The sequence below is a fragment of the Frankia sp. AgB1.9 genome (genome assembly GCF_016786355.1).
GTDB lineage: Bacteria > Actinomycetota > Actinomycetes > Frankiales > Frankiaceae > Pseudofrankia.
Genome location: NZ_JADWYX010000044.1, coordinates 48,597 through 71,706 on the forward strand (window position 1 = coordinate 48,597; position 23,110 = coordinate 71,706).

Consider the following 23,110-nt stretch of genomic DNA (forward strand, 5'->3'; position numbering starts at 1 on the left):
GTCCTGGCCTTTCCCCTGCTACCGAGCGGTCTTTGCGCCGAGCGCGACGATCATTCCGGTGTAACCCTCACGAAGCGGATTGTCCGCCAGTGCGATTCTTTCCACAACCACCTCGGTCCGTGCCGACAGCCGGGTCGTGACGTCCTCCAGGCTCACCGGCACCGCGGGGAAGTGCTCGGTGCCGACCTCGTAGCCCGTCGACCTCTCCATGAAGGCCGCGGCGAATGGCGCGCCGGGGCGCAGCGCGTCGACGAACCCGTCGACGGCCGCCGCGAACTCCTGGCGTCGAGACGAGATCGACTCGGCGACGAAGAACATCGTCGCCAGGTCCCACCGTTCGTCACGCGGGTCGAAGAGGCTGCCCTGCACCACCGAGGCCACCCGGGCCAGCTCCGCCCTCGGGTCGGCCACCGCGGCGTACGCGGGCCGCCGGGTCAGCAGCTCCCAGAAGGGATCCCAGGTCCGGCCGAACTCCTTGACCTCACGGCGCAGCCATTCGCAGTTACTGGGCGAGTACTCGACGAGCTCCAGATGGTCGACCCAGGGCAGCATGGCGAGCGCCGGGTAGAGATTCGGCCCGGCGCCGAGATCGGCGCCGACCAGGCCGGAATCCCGCGGGTCCTCGCCGCGTGCCGCGAAGTGGGCGGCGAAATGATCCCGCACCCGTTCGAGAATCTGCTGGTCGTCGGCGCGCAACGTCTTGTAGTTGTGGTCGACATAGGCCGTCGGGTCGAACCGGTCCCACTGGAAGTCGGCATTACCGAGGCGGTCGTCGGCCCGCTCGGAGTGGCGCCGCTCCTGCTCCGGCAGGGCGCCGCTTGTCCGCTCCGCAGGCCGTGCGGGACCGTTGGACGAGCTTCGCGCCGTTGTGGACATGGGAACTGCCTTCTCGTTTTGCGGGGACAGGGATCAGATGACGATGCGCGTCTACACGAACAGGTCCGCCAGCGGGAGGAGCGCCGCGGACCGCGGCGAAGCTGGAGCAAGCACCGGGCGACACCCCGGCTTCCGGCGGTGGCCGTACAACCAGGCTACTGTCGACAGGCTACGCGTGTTGTGCACGGACGGTCACGATTTTGGATCCTGATGGTGTCAGGATGACATCCCCCCATGCCCCAACGCCACCGACCACGCCGACCGCCGCTCTGCGCGACCGGATTGGGTCATTCTTGCATAGCCCGGATCGACCCCCGGCAGCAGGTCAGGCACGTTTTGACACTCCCGCCCGCCGTCCGCTCGGTTAGCGAATTTTGCGGATCGCCGAAACACAATCGACATCTGCCTCATGATGACCCCAGCACCGGGAACGGTACGTAACACGCCGATCACCGTGATCGGCTGGGCAGCTCGACCGTCGGCAGGGAACGGGACACCGCGCAATGGACAGACTGAGTAGTTGGACGGGGCAGCCTCAGGACGGAGCCGGCCGGGGCCGGGCACGCGCCCGGGGCGGGCCGGACGGGCCACAGCCGGACCACAGGAAGGCGCCCCCGCCGCCGCCCGCGGGAGGCCGGGTGGCCTGGGCGCCGCCATCCCAGATACGGGCACTCCGGCCGAACGAGATCACCGTCGTCGCGGAGCTGGACCAGAAGATCTTCGGGAGCCTCGCCTACCCGTTCTTCGTGCTGCGCCAGCTGTCCGACGTGCACCAGGACGATCTGCTGGTGCTGGAGGAGCACGGGGTGTTACGCGGCTACTCGTTCGGGGTCACCGGGTCGGTCGCCGGGCTCGGCTGGATTCTCGGGCTCGGCGTGGAGCCGGCGGCGCGTGGCCGCGGCTACGGCGAGCGCCTGATGCGGGCCTCGTTCGAGCGACTGGCCGCGCACCGGGTCGACCGGGTCCGGCTGACCGTCGACGGCGAGAACGAGGCGGCCGTGGGCCTCTACCGCAAGCTGGGTTTCACCCTCCTGCGGGAGGTCGAGAACTACCTGGGCCCTGGCGAGTCCCGCCTGCTGCTGGAGGCGTCCGTCCCGGCACTGACCGGACGGCCCACGCCGGGCGCCACCGACCACGTCGAGGCCTGACCCGCCCGCGCCCACCGGGGACCCCAGCACATCGAACTACGGCGGCACCCCGAACGCGTACCGGCCGGGCCAGGTCCGAGGACCCGGCCCGGCCGGTACGTCGTGCGGGTGCCGAAACCGTCAGACGGTTCCGGCGCGGTGCGGGTGCCTAGCGCTTGCCCGACAGCGACGCGCGCAGGAACTCCTTGTTCAGCCGGGCGATGCTCGACTGCGGGATGCCCTTGGGGCAGGCGTTGGTGCACTCGCCGGTGTTCGTGCAGCCACCGAAGCCCTCGGCGTCCATCTGCTCGACCATGTTCAGCACCCGGCTCGCGCGCTCCGGCTGGCCCTGGGGCAGCACGTTGAGGTGCGAGATCTTCGCCGAGACGAACAGCATCGACGACCCGTTCGGGCAGGCCGCGACGCACGCGCCGCAGCCGATGCACTCCGCGTTCTCGAACGCGAGGTCGGCGTCCGGCTTCGGCACCAGCTGGGAGTGCGCCTCCGGGGCCGCGCCGGTGGAGACGCTGACATAGCCGCCGGACTGGATGATCCGGTCGAACGCCGACCGGTCGACCATCAGGTCCTTGACCACGGGGAACGCCGCCGAACGCCAGGGCTCGACGACGATCGTGTCGCCGTCGGAGAACGAGCGCATGTGCAGCTGACAGGTCGTGGTCAGGGTCTGCGGGCCGTGCGGGGCACCGTTGACCACCATGCCGCAGGAGCCGCAGATGCCCTCGCGACAGTCGTGGTCGAAGGTGACCGGGATCGCCCCGTCGAGGATGAGCTTCTCGTTGAGGACGTCGAGCATCTCCAGGAACGACATGTCAGGGCTGACGTCGTCCAGCTGGTAGTCGACGAGCTCGCCCGGGGACTCCGGTCCGGTCTGCCGCCAGATGCGCAGGGTGAGTTTCATGCGTAGCTCCGCTGGGCCAGGTGCACTTCGTCGAACTGGAGGTTTTCCCGGTGCAGCACCGGCTGGCTGCCGACGCCGGTGAACTCCCAGGCGGCCGCGTAGGCGAAGTTCTCGTCGTCGCGCAGCGCCTCGCCGTCGGGGGTCTGGCTCTCCTCGCGGAAGTGGCCGCCGCAGGACTCGGCGCGGTGCAGCGCGTCGAGGACCAGCAGCTCACCGAACTCGATGAAGTCCGCGATCCGGTTCGCCTTCTCCAGCGACTGGTTGAGCTCGGCGCCGGTGCCCGGAACCTTGACCCGGGTCCAGAACTCCTCGCGCAGCTCGGCGATCCGGGCCAGCGCCTTGCGCAGACCGGTGTCGTTGCGGGCCATGCCGCAGTTGTCCCAGACCAGGTCGCCGAGCTCCTTGTGGAAGGAGTCAGGCGTCCGGTCGCCGTTCACCGCGAGCAGCTTCGTCAGCCGCTCGCTGCTCTCGGTGTGCGCCGCGACGGCCTCGGGGGCCGCCGCGTCGACCGGGGCGAGCTTGGTCGAGGCCAGGTAGTTGCCCAGCATGGGCGGCAGGACGAAGTAGCCGTCCGCGAGGCCCTGCATGAGCGCCGAGGCGCCGAGCCGGTTCGCGCCGTGGTCGGAGAAGTTCGCCTCGCCGATCACGAACAGGCCCGGGATGGTGGACTGCAGGTCGTAGTCGACCCAGAGCCCGCCCATCGTGTAGTGGATCGCCGGGTAGATCCGCATCGGAACCTTGTACGGGTTCTCGCCGGTGATCCGCTGGTACATGTCGAACAGGTTGCCGTACTTCTCGCGGACGCTGTCCTCGCCGAGGCGCTTGATCGCGTCGGAGAAGTCCAGGTAGACGCCGAGCCCGCCGGGGCCGACGCCGCGGCCCTCGTCGCACACGTTCTTGGCCGCGCGCGACGCGATGTCACGCGGGACCAGGTTGCCGAACGCCGGGTAGATCCGCTCCAGGTAGTAGTCGCGGTCCTCTTCGGGGATCAGCTCCGGGCTGCGGGCGTCGCCGGTCTCCTTCGGCACCCAGATCCGGCCGTCGTTACGCAGCGACTCGGACATCAGGGTGAGCTTCGACTGGTAGTCGCCGGAGCGCGGGATGCAGGTCGGGTGGATCTGGGTGTAGCACGGGTTCGCCAGGTACGCGCCCCGCTTGTGCGCCCGCCAGATCGCGCTCGCGTTGGAGTTCTTCGCGTTCGTCGACAGGTAGAACACGTTGCCGTAGCCGCCGGAGGCGAGCACCACGGCGTCGGCCATGTAGGTCGAGACCTCGCCGGTGACCAGGTCACGGGCGATGATGCCGCGGGCCCGGCCGTCGATGACGACCAGGTCGAGCATCTCGTGGCGGGCGTGCATCTCGACGTTGCCGGCGTCGATCTGCCGCGACAGCGCCTGGTACGCGCCGAGCAGCAGCTGCTGGCCCGTCTGGCCGCGGGCGTAGAAGGTGCGCTGCACCTGCACGCCGCCGAACGACCGGGTGTCGAGCAGGCCCGAGTACTCGCGGGCGAACGGGACGCCCTGGGCGACGCACTGGTCGATGATCTGGACGCTTACCTCGGCGAGCCGGTGGACGTTCGACTCCCGGGCGCGGAAGTCGCCGCCCTTGATCGTGTCGTAGAACAGCCGGCGGACCGAGTCGCCGTCGTTTCGGTAGTTCTTGGCCGCGTTGATGCCGCCCTGGGCGGCGATCGAGTGCGCCCGGCGCGGCGAGTCCTGGAAGCAGAACTGGATGACGTGGTAGCCCTGCTCGGCCAGCGTCGCGCCGGCCGAGCCGCCGGCCAGGCCGGTGCCGACGACGATCACCTTGTGCTTGCGGCGGTTGGCCGGGTTGACCAGCTTCGCCTCGAACTTGCGCCGGCTCCAGCGCGTCTCGATCGGGCCGTCCGGAGCGGCCTTGTCGAAGAGGTCCTCGCCAAGCGTGAAGGGCATGGCCGCTTCCGCTGCCCCGGTGAGGCTCACGTCCGGCTCGGCCGGTCCGTCGTTCCCGGCCGCTTCTGCCGAAGGGTGCACTACGTCGGTCATTGACTACCTCACCAGCCCTGCGAGGACCGCGATCGGGACAGACAGGAAGCCGAGCGTGATCACGGCCGCCAGCACGCCGGCCGTCGCCTTGTAGGCGGTCGCCTTGCTGGCACTGGAGACGGCGCCGAGCGTGCGGGCGGCGCTCCAGAAGCCGTGCGCGATGTGCAGGCACAGCGCCAGCATCGCGACGATGTACGCCACGGCGATGTACCAGTGCGACGGCGAGAAGTCGGCGACCACGTTGTCGTAGGGCTTTCCTTCGACCCCGTGCGGGTTCGCGACCAGCGCCGTCAGGTCGAGGATGTGGTAGATGATGAACAGCCCGAGGATGATCCCGCCGAACCGCATGGTGTTCGTCGCGTAGCTCGCGGTCGGGCGCAGCCGGTGCGCGTACTTCGCCGGCCGGGCCTGCAGGTCCCGCTTGCTCAGCTGGTAGGCGCTGACCCCGTGCAGGACCACGATCACGACCAGCGCGAACCGCTGGATCCACAGATACCAGGCGTTGTGCAGGATCGGGTGGCCGATGGTGCGCAGCCAGGCGGCGTAATCGTCGAAGTCCGTCCGCCCAAAGAAGATCTTGAGATTGCCCAACATGTGGACAATGAGGAAGAGCAGCATGAGCAGGCCGGTAGTGGCCATGACTGCCTTCTTGCCGATGTTCGACCGCCACAGGGCCGTCACGGCTGAGGGGCGACCTACCCGGGTCGCCGCGGTCTCTACTGCCACGGCGGCGACCGTACGGGCGCCGCGAGGCAATGGTCCAAGACATGAAGATGCTCGTCTCAATAGCCCAGGACTATGGTGCGGGTGTGCAGCTCCAGCAGCTGGCCTACTTCGTCGCCGTGGCCGAGACAAAGCACTTCACGAGGGCCGCCGCGCGCGTTCACGTAGCCCAGCCATCACTCTCCGCGCAAATCCGCGCCCTGGAGACGGAGCTCGGCAGCCCACTGTTCAACCGGGCTAGGGGGAATATCACACTCACCGCGGCGGGTGAAGCGCTCCTTCCGCTGGCCCGAAAGATCCTCGCGGACGCCGACATGGCTCGCCGTGAGGTTCAGGAGCTGACCGACCTGCGACGAGGAACGGTCCGAATAGGCGCCACCCCGAGCCTGTGCACCGGCATGCTGCCCGAAGTGCTGCGGTTGTTCCGGCAGCGATATCCCGGCATCCAGCTGCTCGTCGAGGAGGGCGGCTCGCGCGACCTGGTCGGCGAGCTCGCGGTCGGTGCCCTCGACCTGGCCCTGATCATCCTGCCGCTGCAGGGCAGCGACCCGGCGCTCGCGACCGCCCCGCTGCTGCGCGAGGACCTCGTCGTCATCTCCTCCCCCGACGGGCCGCCGCCCGTGCGGGCCGCCCAGATGGCGGTGGAGGACCTCCGGGACCGGCCGCTGGTGATGTTCCGCCGCGGCTACGACCTGCGCGACTTCACCGTGGGGGCCTGCCGGGCGGCCGGCTTCGAGCCGACGTTCGCGATCGAGGGCGGCGAGATGGACGCGGTCTGCGGGTTCGTGATGGCGGGCCTGGGCATCGCCGTGATCCCGAGCATGGTCGCGTTCCGGCAGCCGCTGCGGACGACGCCGTTCGCCGCGCCCGGCTTACATCGCACGATCGGGCTGGCGCACCGGCGCGATGTCGAGCCGCCACGGGCGGCCCGGGAGCTGCGGGCCACCCTGGTCGACTTCGTCGCCAACGCCGCCGCGGCCGACATGCTGCCGCCTGGCGTCCGCCCGGCGCCTGGCGTGCGGCGCGGCGCCGACGCTCAGATGTGGACCGCGGGCTTCGACCGCCAGGCTGGCCTCGAGGGCCCTGCTGGTATCGAGAACACAGTGGTCGATCCGCCAACCCCGCGGGCCAGCTAGCCGGCCTCGCTGCGGACGACCGGCATCAGGACGTACCGGAACCCGTCGTCGTCCTTCCCGGTGATGATCGCGGGCAGCCGGGCCGCCTCGTCCGGGTCGGTGGCGGCGAAGCCGATGGTCACCTCGTCGCCGTCGACGGCACCGAGCCCGTCGAGCAGGTAGGTGGGGTTGTACCAGGCGACCAGGTCCGGTCCGTCGTAGTCGATCGGCACCGAGTCGGTCGCCGCGGCGAGGCTGAGCGGGCCGGAGTCCCCCGCCGTGGTGGTGCCCGCGTCCGGACCGACGTCGGCCGTGAGGACGCCGGCCGAGAACGTCAGGCGCACCACCGGACCGGTACGCGGGGCGACGACCGCGACGCGGCGGATCGCCGCGGCGAGCGGCGCGATCTGGGCGCCGACGGAAAGCCCGACGGTCTCGGGGAAGAGCCGCCGGTAGTGCGGGAACGTCCCGTCGACGAGGCGCACGACGATGCGGCGCGCCCCGGTCGACAGCCCGAACCGGGGGCCGCCGTCGTCGTCGGCGCCGAGGCCGAGCGCGAGCCGCGAGGCGGCGGTCGGGATGCGGGCGAGCTCGGCGAGCAGCCGGGCCGGGACGTGCGCGACCGCCTCCGGGTCCCGTACCGACGGCTGCCAGGGAATGGTGCGCACCGCGAGCCGGTAGCGGTCGGTCGCGACCAGGGTGAGGCCACGGCCTGCGAGCTCGAGGCGCAGTGCCGTCAGGACCGGGAACGTCTCGTCGCGCGCGGCGGCCGGGACGACCTGGTTGACCGCCGCGGCGAACCCGAGCGTGTCCACCTCACCGACCGGCGGCGGGAAGGTCGGCAGCGCCGGATAGTCCTCCAGCGGCAGGATGGGCACCCGGTAGTGGGCTCCGGCGGCGCGGACGAGCAGCCAGCCCTCGTCGACGGACAGTCGCACCGTCTCGTCGGGCAGGCTGCGCATGATGTCGGCCACCAGCCGGCCGGGCACCAGCGCCCCACCCGGCACGGCCGCGGCCGCCTCGACGGTCGCGGTCACCGCGACCTGGTAGTCGAACGCGGACAGGGTCAGCCGCTCCCCCGCGTCCACCCGCATCCCGGCGATCGCCACGATGCCCGGCGCCATCCGCGCGGGCAGATGCCGGGCCACCCACCCCGCGGCCTCCGCGAACTCCGCCCGCGGCACCGTGACCCTCATGGGCCGACTCGCGCGGCCGCGGCCCCAGAGATCGTGGCCCCAGACGTCGTGGCCCCAGAGATGGTGCGACCGGAGGCCACCATGCTGACCGTCATGGTCGGATTCTCCCGCGTCACGAACTGAATTCCCGGTATATCGCCCGTGTCGGCCGCAGGCGTCGGCGACCACGCTGCGCCACCGCCACCCTGGGGCCACATCCGGCGCCGGCGGAGCCCACCCGGCGCCGGTGCCGGATGCGGGCGAGGGGCGGCGATCGACGGATCTGCTCACCGCCGCGTCGGTCTACCTTCATCCCTCCTGGATCACAGGGAACACGCTGGGCGAAGCCACTATAGGAACACCCAAATCCCACTTGTCGCCGTCCGGACCACACGGCCCCAACAGATCGGTGCCGCGAGGCTCGAATCGTCGTCATTGTGGGTGAAGTGAGGACGAGCCCGGTCCACCTGACCCAGTCCCCGGCGTCCGAGTCTTCTGCCGCTCGGCCACCTGCCCCCTCGGCCCGACGACGCACGGTCGGTAATCGGCCCCAACGGCCGCGGCGACGGCCCCACCCGGCCGCGGCGCTGTCGATCGTGGCCTGTCTCGTCGCGCTCGTGGCACTGGCCGGTTGCGCCACGCCCAGCCAGGCCGACACCGGGCACGGCGGGTGCACGTCGCCGGGAGTCAGCCGCGACCAGATCCAGCTGGGCATGGTCTACCCGAACTCCGGCAATGCCGAGTCGCTGTTCGGGTCCTTCCGGGCCGGCGTGGACGCCCGCTTCGGCGTGGCGAACGACGTCGGTGGGGTGCGCGGCCGGAAGGTGACCTACAGCTGGCAGGACGACGAGTCGACCACGCAGACGAACCTCGCCGCGGCGACCTCGCTGGTCAACAGCGGCGTCTTCGCGATGCTGGAGTCGACGTCGGTCGCGACCGGATCGGCCGCGTACCTGCACAGCCAGGGGATCCCGGTGGTGGGCTCGTCCCTGGAGGAGCCGTGGACGGTCTACGACAACATGTTCAGCTACTCGAACCTGCTGGCGGCGTCGGGCTCCGTGTCGACCTACGGCGACTTCATCGCGAGCCACGGCGGCCATCGGGCCGTCATCGTCGTCTCGCGGTTCGTCCCGGCCTCGGTGGCCTTCGCCGCCGAGCTGACCGCGAGCCTGAAGTCCGTCGGCATTCCCGTCGTGGCGACCGTCGACGCGACCTCGCCCATCAACTACGTCAACCTGGGCAAGCAGATCAAGGACAGCGGGGCCGACGCCCTGATCGGCTCGGTGGCGGGCCCGGCCTTCGGCCAGTCCGTGCTGGCCGCGATCGGGGCCCAGGCGGGCATCAAGGTCTCGCTGTCCCCCGCCGGCTACGACGCACGGATGCTCAACCTGTTCAAGACGGTCCTCGCGGGGAGCTACTTCGTCGTCGACTTCCTGCCCTTCGAGGCGGACCAGCCGGCCCATCGGGAGTTCCTGGCCGCGATGGCGCAGTACGCCCCGGAGACACAGCCCGCGAACCAGCAGGCCGCGCTCGCCGGCTGGATCTCGGCCGACATCATGCTGCGCGGCCTCCAGGCCTCCGGCGACTGCCCGACCAGGGCCGGGCTGATCTCGGCGCTGCGGGCGGTGCACGGCTACACGGCCGACGGACTGCTGACGCAGCCGATCGACTTCCGCGCCGACTTCGGCAAGCTCACCCGATGCCTGAGCTTCGTTCAGGTCAGCGCCGACGGCCGGCACTTCACGCCGGTCGACCCGATGCCCCAGTGCGGCCGACTGATCCCGAGGTAGCCAAGCGCTCGCGCGTGCGCCCGCCATCCGGGACGATGTACTGACGGTACGTGGCAGCTCGGGCAGCGCCCGCGATCGAGCGGCGCCAGCCAGCGACCATTCAGGCCCCAGCACGTCAACGTGACGCGGGACACACAGGAAACCGTCACGGAACGTGGTGGAACGGCGCCAGCCTTCGACTGTGGCGCAACCAGCCCACCCCTCCGGCCCACCATCCGCCGACGGGTCGAACAAACCAGGCTCAAATCTCCGCCTTTACGCCGTGGAAATACGTGAGACACCACGGCGGAACGGGTGATGCGGAACCTGCCGCCTTGGGCCTCTCCCCCGCCGGTGCCCAGCTCCGCTCTGGTACCGCGCCGCCCAGGAGGCCGCCAGCTTCCGATCCAGCACAGGGACAGGCGGGACATGCCGTTCAACATCGGCGCGATCGACTCCGGAGACACGGCGTGGCTGCTCGCCAGCTCCGCACTGGTGCTCGTGATGACGCCCGGTCTGGCGTTCTTCTACGGCGGCATGGTCCGCGTCGAGAACGTCCTCGGCATGCTCATGCAGAACTTCTTCTGCATGGGGATCGTGAGCCTGCTGTGGGTGACCTGCACCTACAGCATCGCGTTCGGCGGGCAGAACGCGTACTTCGGCGGCCTGCACTTCGCCGGGCTGCAGCACATGAACGAACAGGTCCCCGGTTACGCCGGCGCGGCGGCGCAGACGATCCCGCCGATCGTGTTCGCCGCGTTCCAGCTCATGTTCGCCATCATCACCCCGGCGCTGATCACCGGCGGACCGGCGGACCGGTTCCGGTTCGGACCGTTCGCGACCTTCATCATCCTGTGGTCGGTCCTGGTCTACGCCCCGGTCGCGCACTGGGTCTTCTCGCCGACCGGCTGGCTGTTCAAGCACGGCGCCGAGGACTTCGCCGGCGGGACCGTGGTGCACGCCAACGCCGGCGCGGCGGCACTCGCGATCGCGATCGTGGTCGGCAAGCGCCGGGGCTGGCCGGACGGCAACTTCCGGCCGCACAACGTGCCGTTCGTGCTGCTCGGCGCCGGGCTGCTCTGGTTCGGCTGGTTCGGGTTCAACGCCGGCTCCGCGCTGAAGGCCAACGAGCTCGCCGGATTCGCGTTCATGAACACCAACACCGCGACCGCCTGCGCGCTGCTCGGCTGGATCCTGCTGGAGAAGATCCGCGACAAGCGGGCGACCACGCTCGGCGCCGCGTCCGGCGCCGTCGCCGGCCTGGTGGCGATCACGCCGGCCGCGGGCTTCGTGACCCCGGTCGGCTCCATCTTCATCGGGTTCATCGCCGGCATCGCGTGCGCGTCCGTCACCGGGATCAAGGGCAAGATCGGCATCGACGACGCGCTCGACGTCGGCGCGGTGCACCTGGTCGGCGGGAGCCTGGGGGCGCTGCTGATCGGCTTCTGGGGCTCGACGGACACCGGTGGCGTGGACGGCTTCTTCTACGGCGGCGGGTTCACCCTGCTCGGGAAGCAGGCGGAGGCCGTCGCCGCCGTGGTCACCTACTCGTTCGTCGTCACGCTGGTCATCGGCACGGTGATCCGGATGTTCGTCCGGATGCGGCTGTCCGTCGACGAGGAGAAGGAAGGCATGGACATCGCGCTGCACGGCGAGCGCGCCTACGACTTCTGACCCCCACCGCTTCTGACTCCCACCGCCTCGGCGGTTTCGGCCGGTCTGGCCGGCGCTCGGCGCAACCGGTAGGTTCGGCTGCGTTCCAGCCGGACGGGGAAGGTTGTCGATGAGCGTCGATATGCAGGTCGTCGTCGGCCTCCTGATGCTCGTCGGGCTGGTGGGAATCGTCGCGCCGGTCCTGCCCGGTCAGCTGATCATCCTCGGCGCCGGCCTGTGGTGGACCATCGCCGACGGCGGCGGGGCGCGGTGGGTCTTCTTCGCCGTGATGGTCGTGCTCGCCGTCCTCGGCACGGTGGCCAAGTACGTGCTGCCGGCCCGGGCCACCGCCGGCCGGGGCGCGCCCTGGACGACGCTGCTGATCGGCGCCGTCGGCGCGGTCGTCGGGTTCTTCGTCATCCCCGTGGTCGGCCTGATCGTCGGCGGCCTGCTCGGCATCTACCTGGCCGAGGTGGTCCGGCTCAAGGACGCCAGGGAGGCCCTCGCCTCGACCTGGGCGGCCCTCGTCGGCATCGGCATCGGCATGCTCGTCGAGCTGACCGCCGGCGTGCTGGCCGCGCTCACCTGGCTCGTCGGCGCCCTCGTGCTCTGAGCCACCCTCCCGGGGCCGTCGCGACATTCCGGGGCATAATCATCAGGCGTCCGACCCACGGTCGACGCCCCACCCAGGCACTCATCCGGCCGCGATGGACGGCGCCCTCGACGGGCGGGATCCGCTGGCAGCCCGGAGAATCGTCCGGCCGGGCCGGTCGGGGTCGTGCCGGTCGCCGACCTCGGCATCCGGTCCAGCCGGGCTCGATCTCAGCGTTGGGGGACGCATGGAGGGCAGCACGGACCGGCCGGCCGACCAGCTCGGGCTTGAGCCCGCCGGCCTGACGCGGCGAACCGGCCTGCTGGCGCTCGCCACGGCGGCCCTCGCCGGAGCCGGTGCCGCCGCCTGCGCCGGGACGCGGACGCCGGCCCACCCGGCGCAGACAGCCGCGCCGCCGCGCGTCCGGGTCATGATCGTGGGCGATTCGATCACGCACCAGTCGGCCGGCGACTACACCTGGCGCTACCGGCTGGCCACGCACCTCTACCAGACGGCTCCCGGCCGGGTCGCCTTCGTCGGGGACCGCGATGACGTCTGGGACAACGTCGCGGACAAGGGCGGCTCCTACGCCTACGTCAACCCGAACTTCGACCGCCGCCACCACGCCCGCTGGGGCGACTCGCTGCGCAACGAGACGCCGACCATCGAGAGCGTGGTCCGCGCCCACCCGGCCGACGTCATGCTGGTCGCGATGGGCGCGAACGACCTGTCGTACTGGACGAACCCCCCGGACACGATCACGCTGCTGAGGCGGTACGTCGACAACGTCCGGGCCGCGAACCCGAAGATGACGTTCGTCCTCGGCCATGTGCTGGCCCGGGCCGACTTCCGCGACTTCAGCTTCAACCTGCCGGCGGCCGGCGTGTTCAACCAGCTCCTCGACGCCCAGGCCCCCGGCTGGTCGACGCCGGCCTCCAAGGTCGTCGTCGCCCGTTCCGACCTCGGCTGGGACCCGCGTGTCCACGCCTGGGACGGCTCGCACCCGACCCCGGACGGCGAGATGTTCATCGCCCGCGGCTTCGCCGACGCGCTGGCCGGCCTCGGCATCGGGGCGCGGTTCGGGCCGATCCCGGCCCACATCCCCTGGCCGGGCGTCGGAGGCACGCCGACCGTCGTCCCCGCCCCGCGGTCCGGCGGCCGGGTCACGCTGACCTGGCAGCCGACTCCCGGCGCGACCCAGTACCTGGTCGAGCGCCGGGTGCTGTCCTTCAACGAGCCGGACTTCGTCCGCCAGCCCGGCGCGGTCTCCGGCTACACCTGGACGTCGGAGCGCCTGCTGCCCGGGGTGACCGTCGCCTACCGCGTCGTGCCCTGGAAGGGCCGGATGGGCGGCCTGGCCGGCCCCGCCGCCACCTTCACCGTCGGCGCCTTAACGTGACGCCAGAGGTAGCCGCGCAGGTTCAGCCCTGGCCGGCGAGCGCCCCGTAGGCGGCCGTGGAGAGCGTGTGGACGTGGTTGACGAGCTCCAGGAGGACCGCCTTGCTGGACTCCCGGGTGCGGGCGTCGCAGTCGACCAGCGGCACGTCCGGGTGCAGCGACAGCGCGTCACGCACCTCGTCGATCGAGTGGGTCGGCGGGCTGAAGTTGTTGCGTGCCACGACGAACGGCACGTTCTGGTGCTCCAGCCGGTCGATCGCGTACCAGGAGTCCTCGACCCTGCGGGTGTCGACGAGGACGACGGCGCCGAGGGTGCCGCTGAACAGCCGGTCCCACAGGAACCAGAACCGCTCCTGCCCTGGCGCGCCGAACAGGTAGAGCACCAGGTGGTCGTCCAGGCTGATCCGGCCGAAGTCGAACGCGACCGTCGTGGTGTTCTTGCCGCGTACCCCGGCGGTGTCGTCGATGCCGACGCCGGCCTCGGTCATGACCTCCTCGGTGGAGAGCGGGCGGATCTCGCTCACCGAGCGCACCATCGTGGTCTTGCCGACGCCGAAGCCGCCGACGATGACGATCTTCAGGCCCTCGCGGACCGAGTCGCGCAGCGGCGCCACGTCCTGCGTCGCCGCGCCGGCGCCCGCCCGCCGCGCCGGGGTGCGCCCCGCGCCGCCGGGCAGGTCGACGGCGCCTCTAAAGCCGGCGGAGTCCAACGAGCACCTCTTTCAGCAGGTCCGGGTGGGCGTATGGCACGTCGTGCGTGCGCCGGGACGCCGACGCGGCCGGGACCCGGGCCAGGACCCGGCCGGCGTCGAGCAGGTCGCAGAGCAGGATCCTGGTGACGCTGATCGGCAGCCGCAGATGCGCGGCGATCTCCACCACGGCCCGCGGGGAACGGCAGAACCGCAGGATCGCGGCGTGCTCCGACTGCATCGCCGGGGTCGGGTCACACTCGGCGATGACCAGCGTCACGAGGTCGAGCACGTCCGTGTCGACCCGGCTGCGGCCGCCGGTGATCGTGTAGAGCCGGTCCGGGCTCTCCCGGTCGATGGAGTGGCGGATCACGCCGGCGCCACCGCCGACCGGGGTCCGCGGGCGGGCGAGCTGAGGTACTCGCCGATCTGCTCGACCAGCTCGTTCATGTTGTGGCCGATCACGCCGGCGTCGGCCTCCTCCGCCGCGATCACGGCGAGGTGCGCGCCCTCACCGGCCTCGACGATGAACAGCAGACCGCCGTGGAACTCGGTCATCGACTGGCGGACCCCGCCGGTACCGTCGCCGAACTCGGCCGAAGCGCCGTGGGCGAGGCTCTGAATCCCCGACGCGATCGCGGACAGCTGGTCGGCCTGGTCGACGGAGAGGCCGGAGGTGCGGCAGAGCTTCAGGCCGTCCCGCGACAGCACCAGGGCGTGACGGGTACCCGGCGTGCGTTCGAGCAGGTTCTCGAGCAGCCAGTCCAGCTCACGGTCGTTGGTCTTCATCATCGGGTCTCGGGGACCGTGGCCGCGGCCGAAACCCTCGGCCGGCCGGCCCCTGCCTCCAATCTGCGTCCGAAGATCTGCATGGTCATCGCGACGAGTCGTCGCCGGTGGACGCGCCGCCGGCGGGGACCACGCCACCGGCCGAGTCCGCCGCCGGTAGTCCCGCGGCAGGCAGTCCCGCGGCAGGCAGTCCCGCGGCTGGGGTCTCGGCGGCCGGCTGCCCGTCGGGGGCGGTCCTGGGACGGGTGGCCTGTTGGAACGCACCGAACCGCGCGCCGGCGGAGGCCGCGGACGACGCGGCGCGGCCAGGCGTGGGCGCGGCGGGCGCCGGCGGCGCCAACGGTCGTCCCGAGTTGGCGAGCGTCTGCCCCCGACCACGCTTCGGCAGCGGGTCGGACGCGCCGGGCCGTGACGAGGCGCCGGCCCGGGCGGGCAGCTCGGCGGCGGCGGCCTGGGCCGCGGCCGCGCTGGGACGGTCCGCCACCCGGGCGAGCTCGGTCGTCTCGGCGGCCCGCGGGGCCTGCTTCGCGGCGCCTGGCGGCCGGGGGGCCTCGGGCCGCGGCTGGGTGATCAGCTGACGCGGGATGATCACGACGACGCCGGTGCCACCCCGCGAGGACGGCCGGAACGAGACGGTCAGGCCGTGCTTACGGGCCAGCACCCCGACGACCGCGAGCCCGAGGCGGGTGCCCGACAGCGTGGTCAGGTCGAGCGGCTCGGTCGCGGAGACGGCCCGCTCGGCCCGCCGCAGCGCCGCCGGTCCCATGACCAGCCCGCCGTCCTCGACGGTGACGACGACGCCGGCCTGGACCTCCTCGACGTAGACGTGCACCTCCTCGGAGGGCGGCGAGAAGCTGGTCGCGTTGTCCATCAGCTCGGCCAGGGCGTGCATGACGCCCTCGGCCGCGTAGCCGGCGACCGCGACGGTGCTGGTCGAGTGCAGCCGGACCCGCTGGTAGGCGCTGATCCGGCTGAGCGCTCCGCGCAGGATGCTCTCCATCACGATCGGCCTGGTCCAGCGCCGGCCCGACCGGGCGCCGGTGAGGACGGCGATCGAGTCGGCGAGCCGGCCGGTCTGGGCGGTGCTGTGGTCCAGGCGCAGCAGGTCGCCGAGAACCTCCTCGCCGTGCCGGTCCTCCATGTCGCGCAGGTCGGCGAGCATGCTCGTCGCCAGTGCCTGGACCCGCCCGGCGGCGTTCGCGCAGGCGGCCATCGCGGCGGCGCGCATCCGCTCGCCGCGGCCGACCTCCTCCGCGAGCGTGCGCATGATCCGCGCTCCGACCGGGTCCGCGGGACGCTCGACACTGGCCAGCGCCTCGTCCACCGAGACGCCGTCGCGCAGCAGGGCGACGACCTTCGGCAGGGTGTCGTCCGCGAGCTGCGCCGCCGCGCCCGACTGGTGTTCCACCTGGGTGTCGAGAACGGCGAGCCGGTCGGTGAGCCGCCGGAGGCCGGCCGCCTGGCGCAGCGCGACCGCGACGACCACGGCGGCGGCGAGCAGCCCGACGGCGACCGCCGCGCCGACCACCGGACGGCGCGGCGACGGCGCGGCGACGACCGCGACGAGGGCGGCGAGCGCGACGACCAGCAGCGCGGTGAGCAGCGCGTTGCGCCCGCCGCCGGGCAGCCCGAAGCCGCCGGCCGCGGGCGCGGCGTGATCGGCCCGCCGACGGGCGGACTGGTGTACTCGTGGCATCGCGATCAGTTCCTCGTCCACCTCGTCGTCACGGCTTCCCCAGGACCGGTCCCCGCCGCGGGCGACGAGCGGGGAGTGTGTCCGCCACGGCACGTCCGGCTCGCCGGTGCCTGGCCGCGCCGGACGCGACATTCTTGACTTGGCCGGTGGTAAAACACGCCGGGATAATGCGCGCGGAACACCCGGCGAGGCCGGGCTGACTGCAAATCGCATGCTAGGGAGCGCGCGCGCCCCGCCCGCACGCAGCCGTCACGCGGGCCTCCTGCCGCCAGGCCGGCGAGTGGCCGGCATGTGTGCGCGTTGTCACACCGATGGACGCCGCCTTCCCCGGCCGCAGGGCAACAGGTCACCCTTCGCCGGCCGGAATGGCATACCGCCAATAGTCGGCTGACTACCGCGAACGTCGAGGCCGGCGACCTCCGGAATGCCGGGCGAAGATAGCTGTTGACGCACATGCGGACATTTCGGCTTCGCCCAGATTCGCCTGGGACCTAAGTCCTTAGACCATTGGGACCTTAGATCCGGTTTGAGCCGACAGTCGGGACGCCATGGGCCCGAGGCACGTCTCGCGGCCATTCGGGCGCCTGGCGGTGAGCCGCCGACGGGATTCCACCTGAGCCGCCCGCAGGGGCGCGGATGACGCGGCCGAGCCGACGACCCGAACCGCGCTCAGGGAGTGGCGAAAGTGTGTCTCCATTGGTTTGCGCGCGGACTCCGTCGCGCATCCGGATAACTGGCGGAAATCCTGCCGGCGGTGGCCGCTGGACTCGGGCGGGCCGGCCCGCCCGCGCCACCGCGGCTCAGCGCCGGACTAGACGTCCAGGTCCGCCCGGCACCACGCGCAGGGCCTCGGCGGGCGGCCGTTTCCCCGGCGGGAAGAGCGCGAGCACCGACCCGCCGAACCCGCCGCCGACCAGCCGGGCACCGGCCGCGCCGTCGGCCGCCAACCGGGCGACCGTCTCCTCCACGGCCGGCACCGACACCTCGTAGAGGTCCCGCAGGCTGGCGTGCGACGCGTCGAGCAGCCGGCCGAGCTCGGGCAGGTCGCCCGCGCGCAGCGCCACGACCGCCCGGCGTACCCGCTCGTTCTCCTCCAGCACATGCCGCACGCGCCGGCCCAGCGGCTCGGGTAGCCGGTCTGGAGCGTCCTCGTCCGCGTCCCGCAGTGAGGAGATGCCGAGCAGCTCGCACGCCCGGGCGCACTCCTCGCGGCGGGTGTTGTAGCCGGAAGCCGCGATCGCGTGCCGGACGCCGGAGTCGACCGTCACCAGCCGCCAGCGACCCAGGTCGAGCCGTACCGGTTCGATGCCGGGTACCGGCCGGCCCGCCGGCCCGGACAGCCAGCGGCCTGGGGGACGCGGCACCGCCCGCCCGGCCCGGGCACCGGGCCCGGCCGGCTCGGCGACCGGCGACGGCGCGCCCTCGCCGCCCGCGGTCAGCGCGCGGATGTCTAGCCGCAGCGCATGGCCCGGCCGGCCGAACAGCGACGCGGTCTGGTCGAGCAGCCCGGTACGCGCGCCGACCCAGGTGTTCTCCACCCGGGACAGCAGCTGGGCGAGCTCGAGGCGGTCCGGCTCGCCGTAGCCGCTGTGGGCGAGCAGGGCGAGCACCAGGGCGACCTCCAGCGCCGCCAACGAGGACATACCCGCGCCGCGCGGCAGCGTTCCGGCGACCGAGAGCCGGGCCGGACGGACCGGGTAGCCGGCGGCGGCCAGCTCGGCGACGACCCCGCGCGCGAACGACCGCCAGCCGTCGGCGCGGGCCGGCGCGTCGGCGGCGAACACGTCGTGCGCGCCGATGTCGACGGCGTGCACCCGGATCAGGCCGTCGGGCGCCGGGCGGGCCCGGACCGTCACTCCCAGCTCGATCGCGAACGGCAGGCACAGGCCGTCGTTGTAGTCGGTGTGCTCGCCGACGAGGTTGACCCGGCCCGGCCCGAAGGCGGCGGCCGAAACCGGCCCGCCGCGGCCGGCCCGAGTCGCGACCGGCGCGGCCCGCCGCCGCATCCGGGCCCGCCGCGCCCCGCCGGATGCCCGGTCAGCGTCGCCGTCGGGACCGGCGGCCGGCTCCGCCGCGTCCTCCGGTCGCCCCCGGGCGGGTCGCGGTCCCCCGCCGCCTCGGCCGCTCCGGGCGGCCGCCGTGACGCCGCGCGTCGCGGCACCGTCGGTCATGTCCAGGCAACGTCCGGAGCCGTGCGCGCGATCCCCGGGACCCCACTGAACGGCTACCCTGGGTCAGGGCCGCCGCGTGGTCAGCCGGCGGCCCGCAGCATCGCCGCGGCGCGCTCCGGCTCGATGTCGTTGATGTAGACGCCCATCGCCGCCTCGCTCCCGGCCAGGTACTTGAGCTTGTCCGCGGCGCGCCGGTTGGAGAACACCCGCAGCCGCAGGTGCGCCCACCGCCGGCCCCGCCGGGCGGGCGCCTGCTCCCAGCCGGCCACATAGGGCATCCGGACGCCGAGCACCCGGTCCAGGCGGCCCAGGACGTCCAGGTACAGCTCGGGGAACTCGGCCCTCTCGGCGTCGTCGAGCGCGGGCAGGTCGGGCACGTGCCGCCGCGGGTAGATCGACACCTCGAACGGCCAGCGAGCCGCGTACGGGACGAAGGCGACCCAGGTCGAGGTCCGCGCGACCAGCCGGGACCGGTCGGTGGTCTCGGCGGCGATGACCTCGCAGTGCGGGCAGGCCTCGCGGCGCTCGGCGACCCTGATCATCGTGGCGAGCGGCGACGGGACGAACGGGTAGCCGTAGACCTGCCCGTGCGGGTGACCGAGCGTCACCCCGATCTCCTCACCGCGGTTCTCGAACACGAAGACGCTCTCCACCGCCGGCAGCCGGCCGAGCGCGGCCGTGCGGTCCGTCCAGGCGGCGAGCACCGTGGCGACCCGGCGCGGCGAGAGCGCGGCGAACGACGAGTCGTGGTCGGCGGTGAAGCAGACGACCTCGCAACGCCCGTCACCGAGCCGGCCCGCGTAGGGCGCGGCCGGCCCGGTCGCGCCACCGTCGAGCGGCGCCAGGACGGCCGGGAGGCCCAGCGCGGGAAACCGGTTCTCGAAGACGACGACGTCGTAGTCCTCGGGGATCTCAGTCGGCCGGCCGGGCCGGCTCGGGCAGAGCGGGCAGTCGGCGACGGCCGGCAGGTGGGTGCGCCCCTGCCGGTGGGCGGCGACCACCACCCACTCCTCGGTCAGCGGGTCGAACCGCAGCTGCGACGGTGGCCGGGCCAGCCCCGGCAGATCGCGCGCGTCCGGCGCAGGCTGGCCGCGGCCCGGCGCGTCGTCGAAGTAGATCAGCTCGCGGCCGTCCGCCAACCGCGTCGCCGTCCGCGCGGCCGCGAGCCCCGGGTCGACGAGCCCGGGGCGGACAGAGCCCGGTGGAACAGGCGTCCCGGGCGCGGTCGTCACGTCGCAGACGGTACCGGGAACCGCTCAGGCCGATGAGGTGAAATCGCGGCGCGCCGGCTGGGTGAACCGGCGCCGGGCCAGGAAGGCCGCCGCCCCGCACAACACCAGGACGGCCAGCACGATTGGCCCCTCTCGGGTGAACCAGTCCGTGATCTCCGGCCGGCCGACGAAGAGCAGTTCGGGGTGCGGCACGGAGAGCAGCGCGCCCAACGCGCCGACCAGGATCAGCAGCCCAGGGCGCTGGGCTCCACGCGCCATCGCCAGCGGCACCGTGCCCCACACCAGATACCACGGATACAGCACCGGCCCGAGCACCGCGAGGCACAGCAGCGCGATCCCGCAGGTGGTGAGCACGTCGCGACGCCGGACCGTGACGAGCAGCCAGCCGATCACCAGGACGGCGAGCACCATCCCGATGCCGCGCGCGATCCGCAGCGCCTCGCTGCCGGGCAGCGCCGCGCCCGGCATACCGGTAACGATGGCGATCAGGTTGGCCAACGCGGAGGTCGGCGAGTACACGCTGAAGCCGGTCGCCGGCGTCGAGGTCGCCCGCACCCAACCGAGGCCGTCCGGTACCAGCAGCAGCGACAGCGCGGCCACGGTGCAGGCGACCACCGCGAGGTCTCGGCCCGCCGTCACGAGCACCCGCCGGGCCCGCCTGCGCCGGAAACCGCCGGCCGCGCTCCCCGCCGGCTCGCTATCCGCTGGGCTGTCCGCCGCCGAGGTGCCAGTGACAGGACTGGCGATGGTCGGGGCGTCCGCCGGCTCGATCGCCAGGTCGGCCCAGCGCCGAGCCAGCAGCACCACCAGGATCACCGCGGCTGGCCACTTCGTCAGCGCGGCAGCGGTGAGCAGCCCGAATCCGAGCGCCGGACGGCCGCGCAGCACCGCCAGCAGGCCGGCGGCGGCCAACGCCATCATCACGGCCTCGAGGTGCACAGCGCCGAGCAGCTCCAGCAGCACGACCGGCCCGCCCACGGTCACGGCCAGCGTCCACGGCCGGCGGGCCGCTGGGACCGCGCGGGTCAGGCACCAGGCGAGCGCCACGACGGCCAGGGTCGTGACGAAACGCAGCAGGAGCACGGAGCGCACCACCCGCCCGCCCGTCAACGCCGCGACGGCGTGGAACAGCGCGAGGCCGACCGGCCCGTAGGGCGACGGCGTGTTCTGCCAGATCGGGTCCGCTGCCAGCGCGGCCGGGGCGCTGCCGAGCAGCGCCGGGCCCGCCGTGTACGGGTCGAGGCCGGAGGAGACCATGACGCCCTGCGCGACGTAGCTGTAGACGTCCAGGCTGAGGATTGGCGGGCCGACCAGCGGCACGACCGACCAGCAGCAGATCAGCGTGACGACACCGCGCAGCGACAGCTCGCCCCGCTGGCAGCGCCGGCAGACCCACCACCAGGCGCCCACGAGCAGCGCCGCACCGGCGATCAGCACGCCTGGCAACACCGACGGCTCGTTCAGCGAGACCGGGTCGAGCAGGCCGAACCACGCCGTCGGGGGCTGCACCGCCGGACCGAGCGCAAGTCGGCCACCGGTGATGACGACGAGTGTCGCGCCGACCGAGCCGGTCACGCCGGCCGCGACCAGCGCGCCCACCCGGCGCGTGGCGCCGCGCCGGCGGCCCGTGCCGCTGTCGCCGCCGTCGGTCTCGCTGCCGTCGGTCTCGCTGCCGTCGGTCTCGCCGTCGCCGTCGCTGTCGACCGACGGGGAGTCCTCGTCGGCACCCGGCGCGATGGCGCCGGCCTCGTGGCTGCGTTCGACGCCCGCCGGCCCGGCTTCTCCCATGGTGGGCAGCACCTTGCCAGCCCAGCCGGACGGGCAGACAGCGACCGGGCAGCCCCCGCGTGAACAGACCGCGACCCGGCGGTGAGCGCCACGGGGACCGTGACAAGAATCGCGTTCACCCCGAAGTCGCCACCAGCTGTCACGGCGGTGCCACCTGACGCCGCAGGCCCGCTCCGTCGCACCCATACCGTTACTAAGCGCGATCACATGGGTGGCCGACTCGCTTACCATCGAGACCGAACGCCCAGCGGCCACCGGCGCGTCGACCAACGCGGAGCGGCCCGGGCACCGGCACCGCCGTACTAAGGCCGTACTGGTGGACAGGCGCGGAGACGGAGAAGGAGGCGCCCTGTGACGACCGCCCCGGCTCGCGGAACGCGCGAGATCCCCCTCCCCCGCGCGACCCAGACCGGCCCCGGCGCACTCGGACCAGCGGCCGGACCCGTCACGGCGCAGGTCGATCTCCGGGACTTCCTCGACGGCGCCGGCGCGTTCCTGGCCGGACTCGCGAACGTCGTCATGCAGCTGAGCTGGGCACCCGTCGGGCACGGCGTGGTGGAGAGCCGGGCACCGCGCGGGCAGCTGACCCGCCACCCGGCCAAGCGGGGGCGTACCACGCTCACCTACATCGCGGTGGCGTGGCTCGGGACCGACGAGGAACGGGCGAGGTACCGGGACGCCGTCAACGCCTCGCACCGCGAGGTCCGCTCCACGGCCGCCAGTCCCGTGGAGTACAACGCGTTCCGCCAGGACCTGCAGCTCTGGGTCGCCGCGTGCATGTACCGCGGCCTGACCGACTTCTACACCCGGGCCTACGGGCCGTTGGAGCCCGCCGTCGCGGACACGGTCTACCGTCACGCCGCCCGGTTCGGCACCACCCTGCAGGTCCGCGGCGACCTGTGGCCCGCCGACCTGGCCGCGTTCGAGGAGTACTGGGACCGCGCGCAGGCGCAGGTGGCCGTGGACCCGGTCGTGCGTGCCTACCTGCTCGGCCTGGTGAGCCGCCGCGCGCTGCGGTTCCCGTTCAACCTGCCGCCGCGCCGGCCGCTGGAGTTCATCACGACCGGCTTCCTGCCGCCGCGGTTCCGCGCCGAGCTGGGGCTGCGCTGGTCGGCGGGCGACGAGGCCCGGTTCGCCCGGCTGCTGCGCCGGCTCGGCGCGGTGTCCCGCCGGCTGCCCCGCCACGTCCGGCTGTTCCCGTTCAACCTGCTGCTGCTGGACCTGCGCCGCCGCATCCGGCGCGGGCTCCCGCTAGTCTGACGAACCGGTCTGACGAACCGACCCGACGCACGAGGCCCCGGGCGCGGCCCCCCCCGGGGGGGCCGGGGGCCGGGGGGGGGCGGGCCGGGGGGGCGCCCGCCGGGGGCCCGGGGG

Annotated in this window: 19 protein-coding genes; 7 read left to right on the forward strand and 12 right to left on the reverse strand. The window is 72.7% G+C overall.

Features of this window, described 5'->3' with window-relative positions; genetic code table 11:
- Nucleotides 1-18: 18 nt before the first annotated feature.
- The gene (locus tag I6A60_RS19180) at nt 19-876 is read right to left on the reverse strand and encodes an SCO2525 family SAM-dependent methyltransferase (protein WP_203014802.1); all 858 of its coding nucleotides are present in this window, start codon (nt 874-876) and stop codon (nt 19-21) included.
- A gap of 638 nt (nt 877-1,514) precedes the next feature.
- On the opposite strand from I6A60_RS19180, the gene I6A60_RS19185 reads away from it, so the two are divergent.
- Nucleotides 1,515-2,024 (forward strand): N-acetyltransferase, encoded by a 510-nt coding sequence (locus I6A60_RS19185; protein ID WP_203014803.1) that lies wholly within the window; start codon nt 1,515-1,517, stop codon nt 2,022-2,024.
- A gap of 148 nt (nt 2,025-2,172) precedes the next feature.
- Here the strand turns inward: I6A60_RS19185 and I6A60_RS19190 are convergent, their stop codons facing one another.
- The 3 genes from I6A60_RS19190 to I6A60_RS19200 form a co-directional block, all read right to left on the reverse strand.
- The gene (locus I6A60_RS19190; protein WP_203014804.1) at nt 2,173-2,922 is read right to left on the reverse strand and encodes a succinate dehydrogenase/fumarate reductase iron-sulfur subunit; all 750 of its coding nucleotides are present in this window, start codon (nt 2,920-2,922) and stop codon (nt 2,173-2,175) included.
- Nucleotides 2,919-4,853 carry a fumarate reductase/succinate dehydrogenase flavoprotein subunit gene (locus tag I6A60_RS19195; RefSeq protein ID WP_203014827.1) on the reverse strand — a complete coding sequence of 645 codons (1,935 nt, stop codon included), beginning with the start codon at nt 4,851-4,853 and terminating at the stop codon, nt 2,919-2,921. The genes I6A60_RS19190 and I6A60_RS19195 overlap by 4 nt, the downstream gene beginning before the upstream one ends.
- Before the next feature lie 96 nt (nt 4,854-4,949).
- Nucleotides 4,950-5,672: a succinate dehydrogenase cytochrome b subunit gene (locus I6A60_RS19200; RefSeq protein WP_203014806.1), complete on the reverse strand. Its 723-nt coding sequence runs from the start codon at nt 5,670-5,672 to the stop codon at nt 4,950-4,952.
- Nucleotides 5,673-5,755: 83 nt separating this feature from the next.
- Between I6A60_RS19200 and I6A60_RS19205 the strand changes: the two genes are divergently transcribed.
- Complete coding sequence (locus tag I6A60_RS19205) at nt 5,756-6,805, forward strand: LysR family transcriptional regulator (RefSeq protein ID WP_307874182.1); 1,050 nt, start codon at nt 5,756-5,758, stop codon at nt 6,803-6,805.
- On the opposite strand, the gene dnaN is transcribed toward I6A60_RS19205, so the two are convergent.
- Nucleotides 6,802-7,980 carry a DNA polymerase III subunit beta gene (gene dnaN, locus I6A60_RS19210; RefSeq protein WP_203014808.1) on the reverse strand — a complete coding sequence of 393 codons (1,179 nt, stop codon included), beginning with the start codon at nt 7,978-7,980 and terminating at the stop codon, nt 6,802-6,804. The genes I6A60_RS19205 and dnaN overlap by 4 nt on opposite strands.
- Nucleotides 7,981-8,576: 596 nt before the next feature.
- Between dnaN and I6A60_RS19215 the strand changes: the two genes are divergently transcribed.
- The 4 genes from I6A60_RS19215 to I6A60_RS19230 all read left to right on the forward strand — a co-directional run bounded on the left by I6A60_RS19215 (nt 8,577) and on the right by I6A60_RS19230 (nt 13,372).
- Complete coding sequence (locus I6A60_RS19215) at nt 8,577-9,749, forward strand: ABC transporter substrate-binding protein (RefSeq protein WP_307873753.1); 1,173 nt, start codon at nt 8,577-8,579, stop codon at nt 9,747-9,749.
- 408 nt (nt 9,750-10,157) lie between these two features.
- Nucleotides 10,158-11,402: an ammonium transporter gene (locus I6A60_RS19220; protein ID WP_203014811.1), complete on the forward strand. Its 1,245-nt coding sequence runs from the start codon at nt 10,158-10,160 to the stop codon at nt 11,400-11,402.
- Nucleotides 11,403-11,511: 109 nt separating this feature from the next.
- Entirely contained in the window at nt 11,512-11,994 is a 483-nt protein-coding gene (locus I6A60_RS19225) for a DUF456 domain-containing protein (RefSeq protein WP_203014813.1), read from the forward strand.
- A 226-nt stretch (nt 11,995-12,220) separates the two neighbouring features.
- Nucleotides 12,221-13,372 carry a GDSL-type esterase/lipase family protein gene (locus I6A60_RS19230; protein ID WP_203014814.1) on the forward strand — a complete coding sequence of 384 codons (1,152 nt, stop codon included), beginning with the start codon at nt 12,221-12,223 and terminating at the stop codon, nt 13,370-13,372.
- A 22-nt stretch (nt 13,373-13,394) separates the two neighbouring features.
- Here I6A60_RS19230 and I6A60_RS19235 read toward each other — a convergent pair whose 3' ends face one another.
- The 7 genes from I6A60_RS19235 to mptB form a co-directional block, all read right to left on the reverse strand.
- Nucleotides 13,395-13,985 (reverse strand): ATP/GTP-binding protein, encoded by a 591-nt coding sequence (locus I6A60_RS19235; RefSeq protein ID WP_203014828.1) that lies wholly within the window; start codon nt 13,983-13,985, stop codon nt 13,395-13,397.
- 76 nt (nt 13,986-14,061) lie between these two features.
- Complete coding sequence (locus tag I6A60_RS19240) at nt 14,062-14,433, reverse strand: DUF742 domain-containing protein (RefSeq protein ID WP_203014815.1); 372 nt, start codon at nt 14,431-14,433, stop codon at nt 14,062-14,064.
- Complete coding sequence (locus I6A60_RS19245; RefSeq protein WP_374113397.1) at nt 14,430-14,852, reverse strand: roadblock/LC7 domain-containing protein; 423 nt, start codon at nt 14,850-14,852, stop codon at nt 14,430-14,432. Before I6A60_RS19245 ends, I6A60_RS19240 begins: the two co-directional genes overlap by 4 nt.
- Nucleotides 14,853-14,934: 82 nt before the next feature.
- Complete coding sequence (locus tag I6A60_RS19250; protein ID WP_203014831.1) at nt 14,935-16,638, reverse strand: ATP-binding protein; 1,704 nt, start codon at nt 16,636-16,638, stop codon at nt 14,935-14,937.
- Nucleotides 16,639-17,345: 707 nt separating this feature from the next.
- Entirely contained in the window at nt 17,346-18,716 is a 1,371-nt protein-coding gene (locus I6A60_RS19255; protein WP_203014818.1) for a galactokinase family protein, read from the reverse strand.
- A gap of 80 nt (nt 18,717-18,796) precedes the next feature.
- A complete protein-coding gene (galT, locus tag I6A60_RS19260) occupies nt 18,797-19,948 on the reverse strand; it encodes a galactose-1-phosphate uridylyltransferase (RefSeq protein WP_203014820.1) in 1,152 nt (383 codons plus the stop codon).
- 24 nt (nt 19,949-19,972) lie between these two features.
- Nucleotides 19,973-21,736 (reverse strand): polyprenol phosphomannose-dependent alpha 1,6 mannosyltransferase MptB, encoded by a 1,764-nt coding sequence (gene mptB / locus I6A60_RS19265; protein WP_203014823.1) that lies wholly within the window; start codon nt 21,734-21,736, stop codon nt 19,973-19,975.
- 351 nt (nt 21,737-22,087) lie between these two features.
- Between mptB and I6A60_RS19270 the strand changes: the two genes are divergently transcribed.
- Nucleotides 22,088-22,996 carry an oxygenase MpaB family protein gene (locus I6A60_RS19270; RefSeq protein WP_203014825.1) on the forward strand — a complete coding sequence of 303 codons (909 nt, stop codon included), beginning with the start codon at nt 22,088-22,090 and terminating at the stop codon, nt 22,994-22,996.
- Nucleotides 22,997-23,110 lie beyond the last annotated feature (114 nt).

Excerpts from the sequence above, each read along its gene's own strand:
- I6A60_RS19180 (WP_203014802.1), bottom strand. The coding sequence starts at position 876 with ATGTCCACAACGGCGCGAAGCTCGTCCAACGGTCCCGCACGGCCTGCG.
- I6A60_RS19190 (WP_203014804.1), bottom strand. The coding sequence starts at position 2,922 with ATGAAACTCACCCTGCGCATCTGGCGGCAGACCGGACCGGAGTCCCCG.
- I6A60_RS19195 (WP_203014827.1), bottom strand. The coding sequence starts at position 4,853 with ATGCCCTTCACGCTTGGCGAGGACCTCTTCGACAAGGCCGCTCCGGAC.
- dnaN (WP_203014808.1), bottom strand. The coding sequence starts at position 7,980 with ATGAGGGTCACGGTGCCGCGGGCGGAGTTCGCGGAGGCCGCGGGGTGG.
- I6A60_RS19220 (WP_203014811.1), top strand. The coding sequence starts at position 10,158 with ATGCCGTTCAACATCGGCGCGATCGACTCCGGAGACACGGCGTGGCTG.
- I6A60_RS19225 (WP_203014813.1), top strand. The coding sequence starts at position 11,512 with ATGAGCGTCGATATGCAGGTCGTCGTCGGCCTCCTGATGCTCGTCGGG.
- I6A60_RS19230 (WP_203014814.1), top strand. The coding sequence starts at position 12,221 with ATGGAGGGCAGCACGGACCGGCCGGCCGACCAGCTCGGGCTTGAGCCC.
- I6A60_RS19245 (WP_374113397.1), bottom strand. The coding sequence starts at position 14,852 with ATGATGAAGACCAACGACCGTGAGCTGGACTGGCTGCTCGAGAACCTG.
- I6A60_RS19255 (WP_203014818.1), bottom strand. The coding sequence starts at position 18,716 with ATGACCGACGGTGCCGCGACGCGCGGCGTCACGGCGGCCGCCCGGAGC.
- mptB (WP_203014823.1), bottom strand. The coding sequence starts at position 21,736 with ATGGGAGAAGCCGGGCCGGCGGGCGTCGAACGCAGCCACGAGGCCGGC.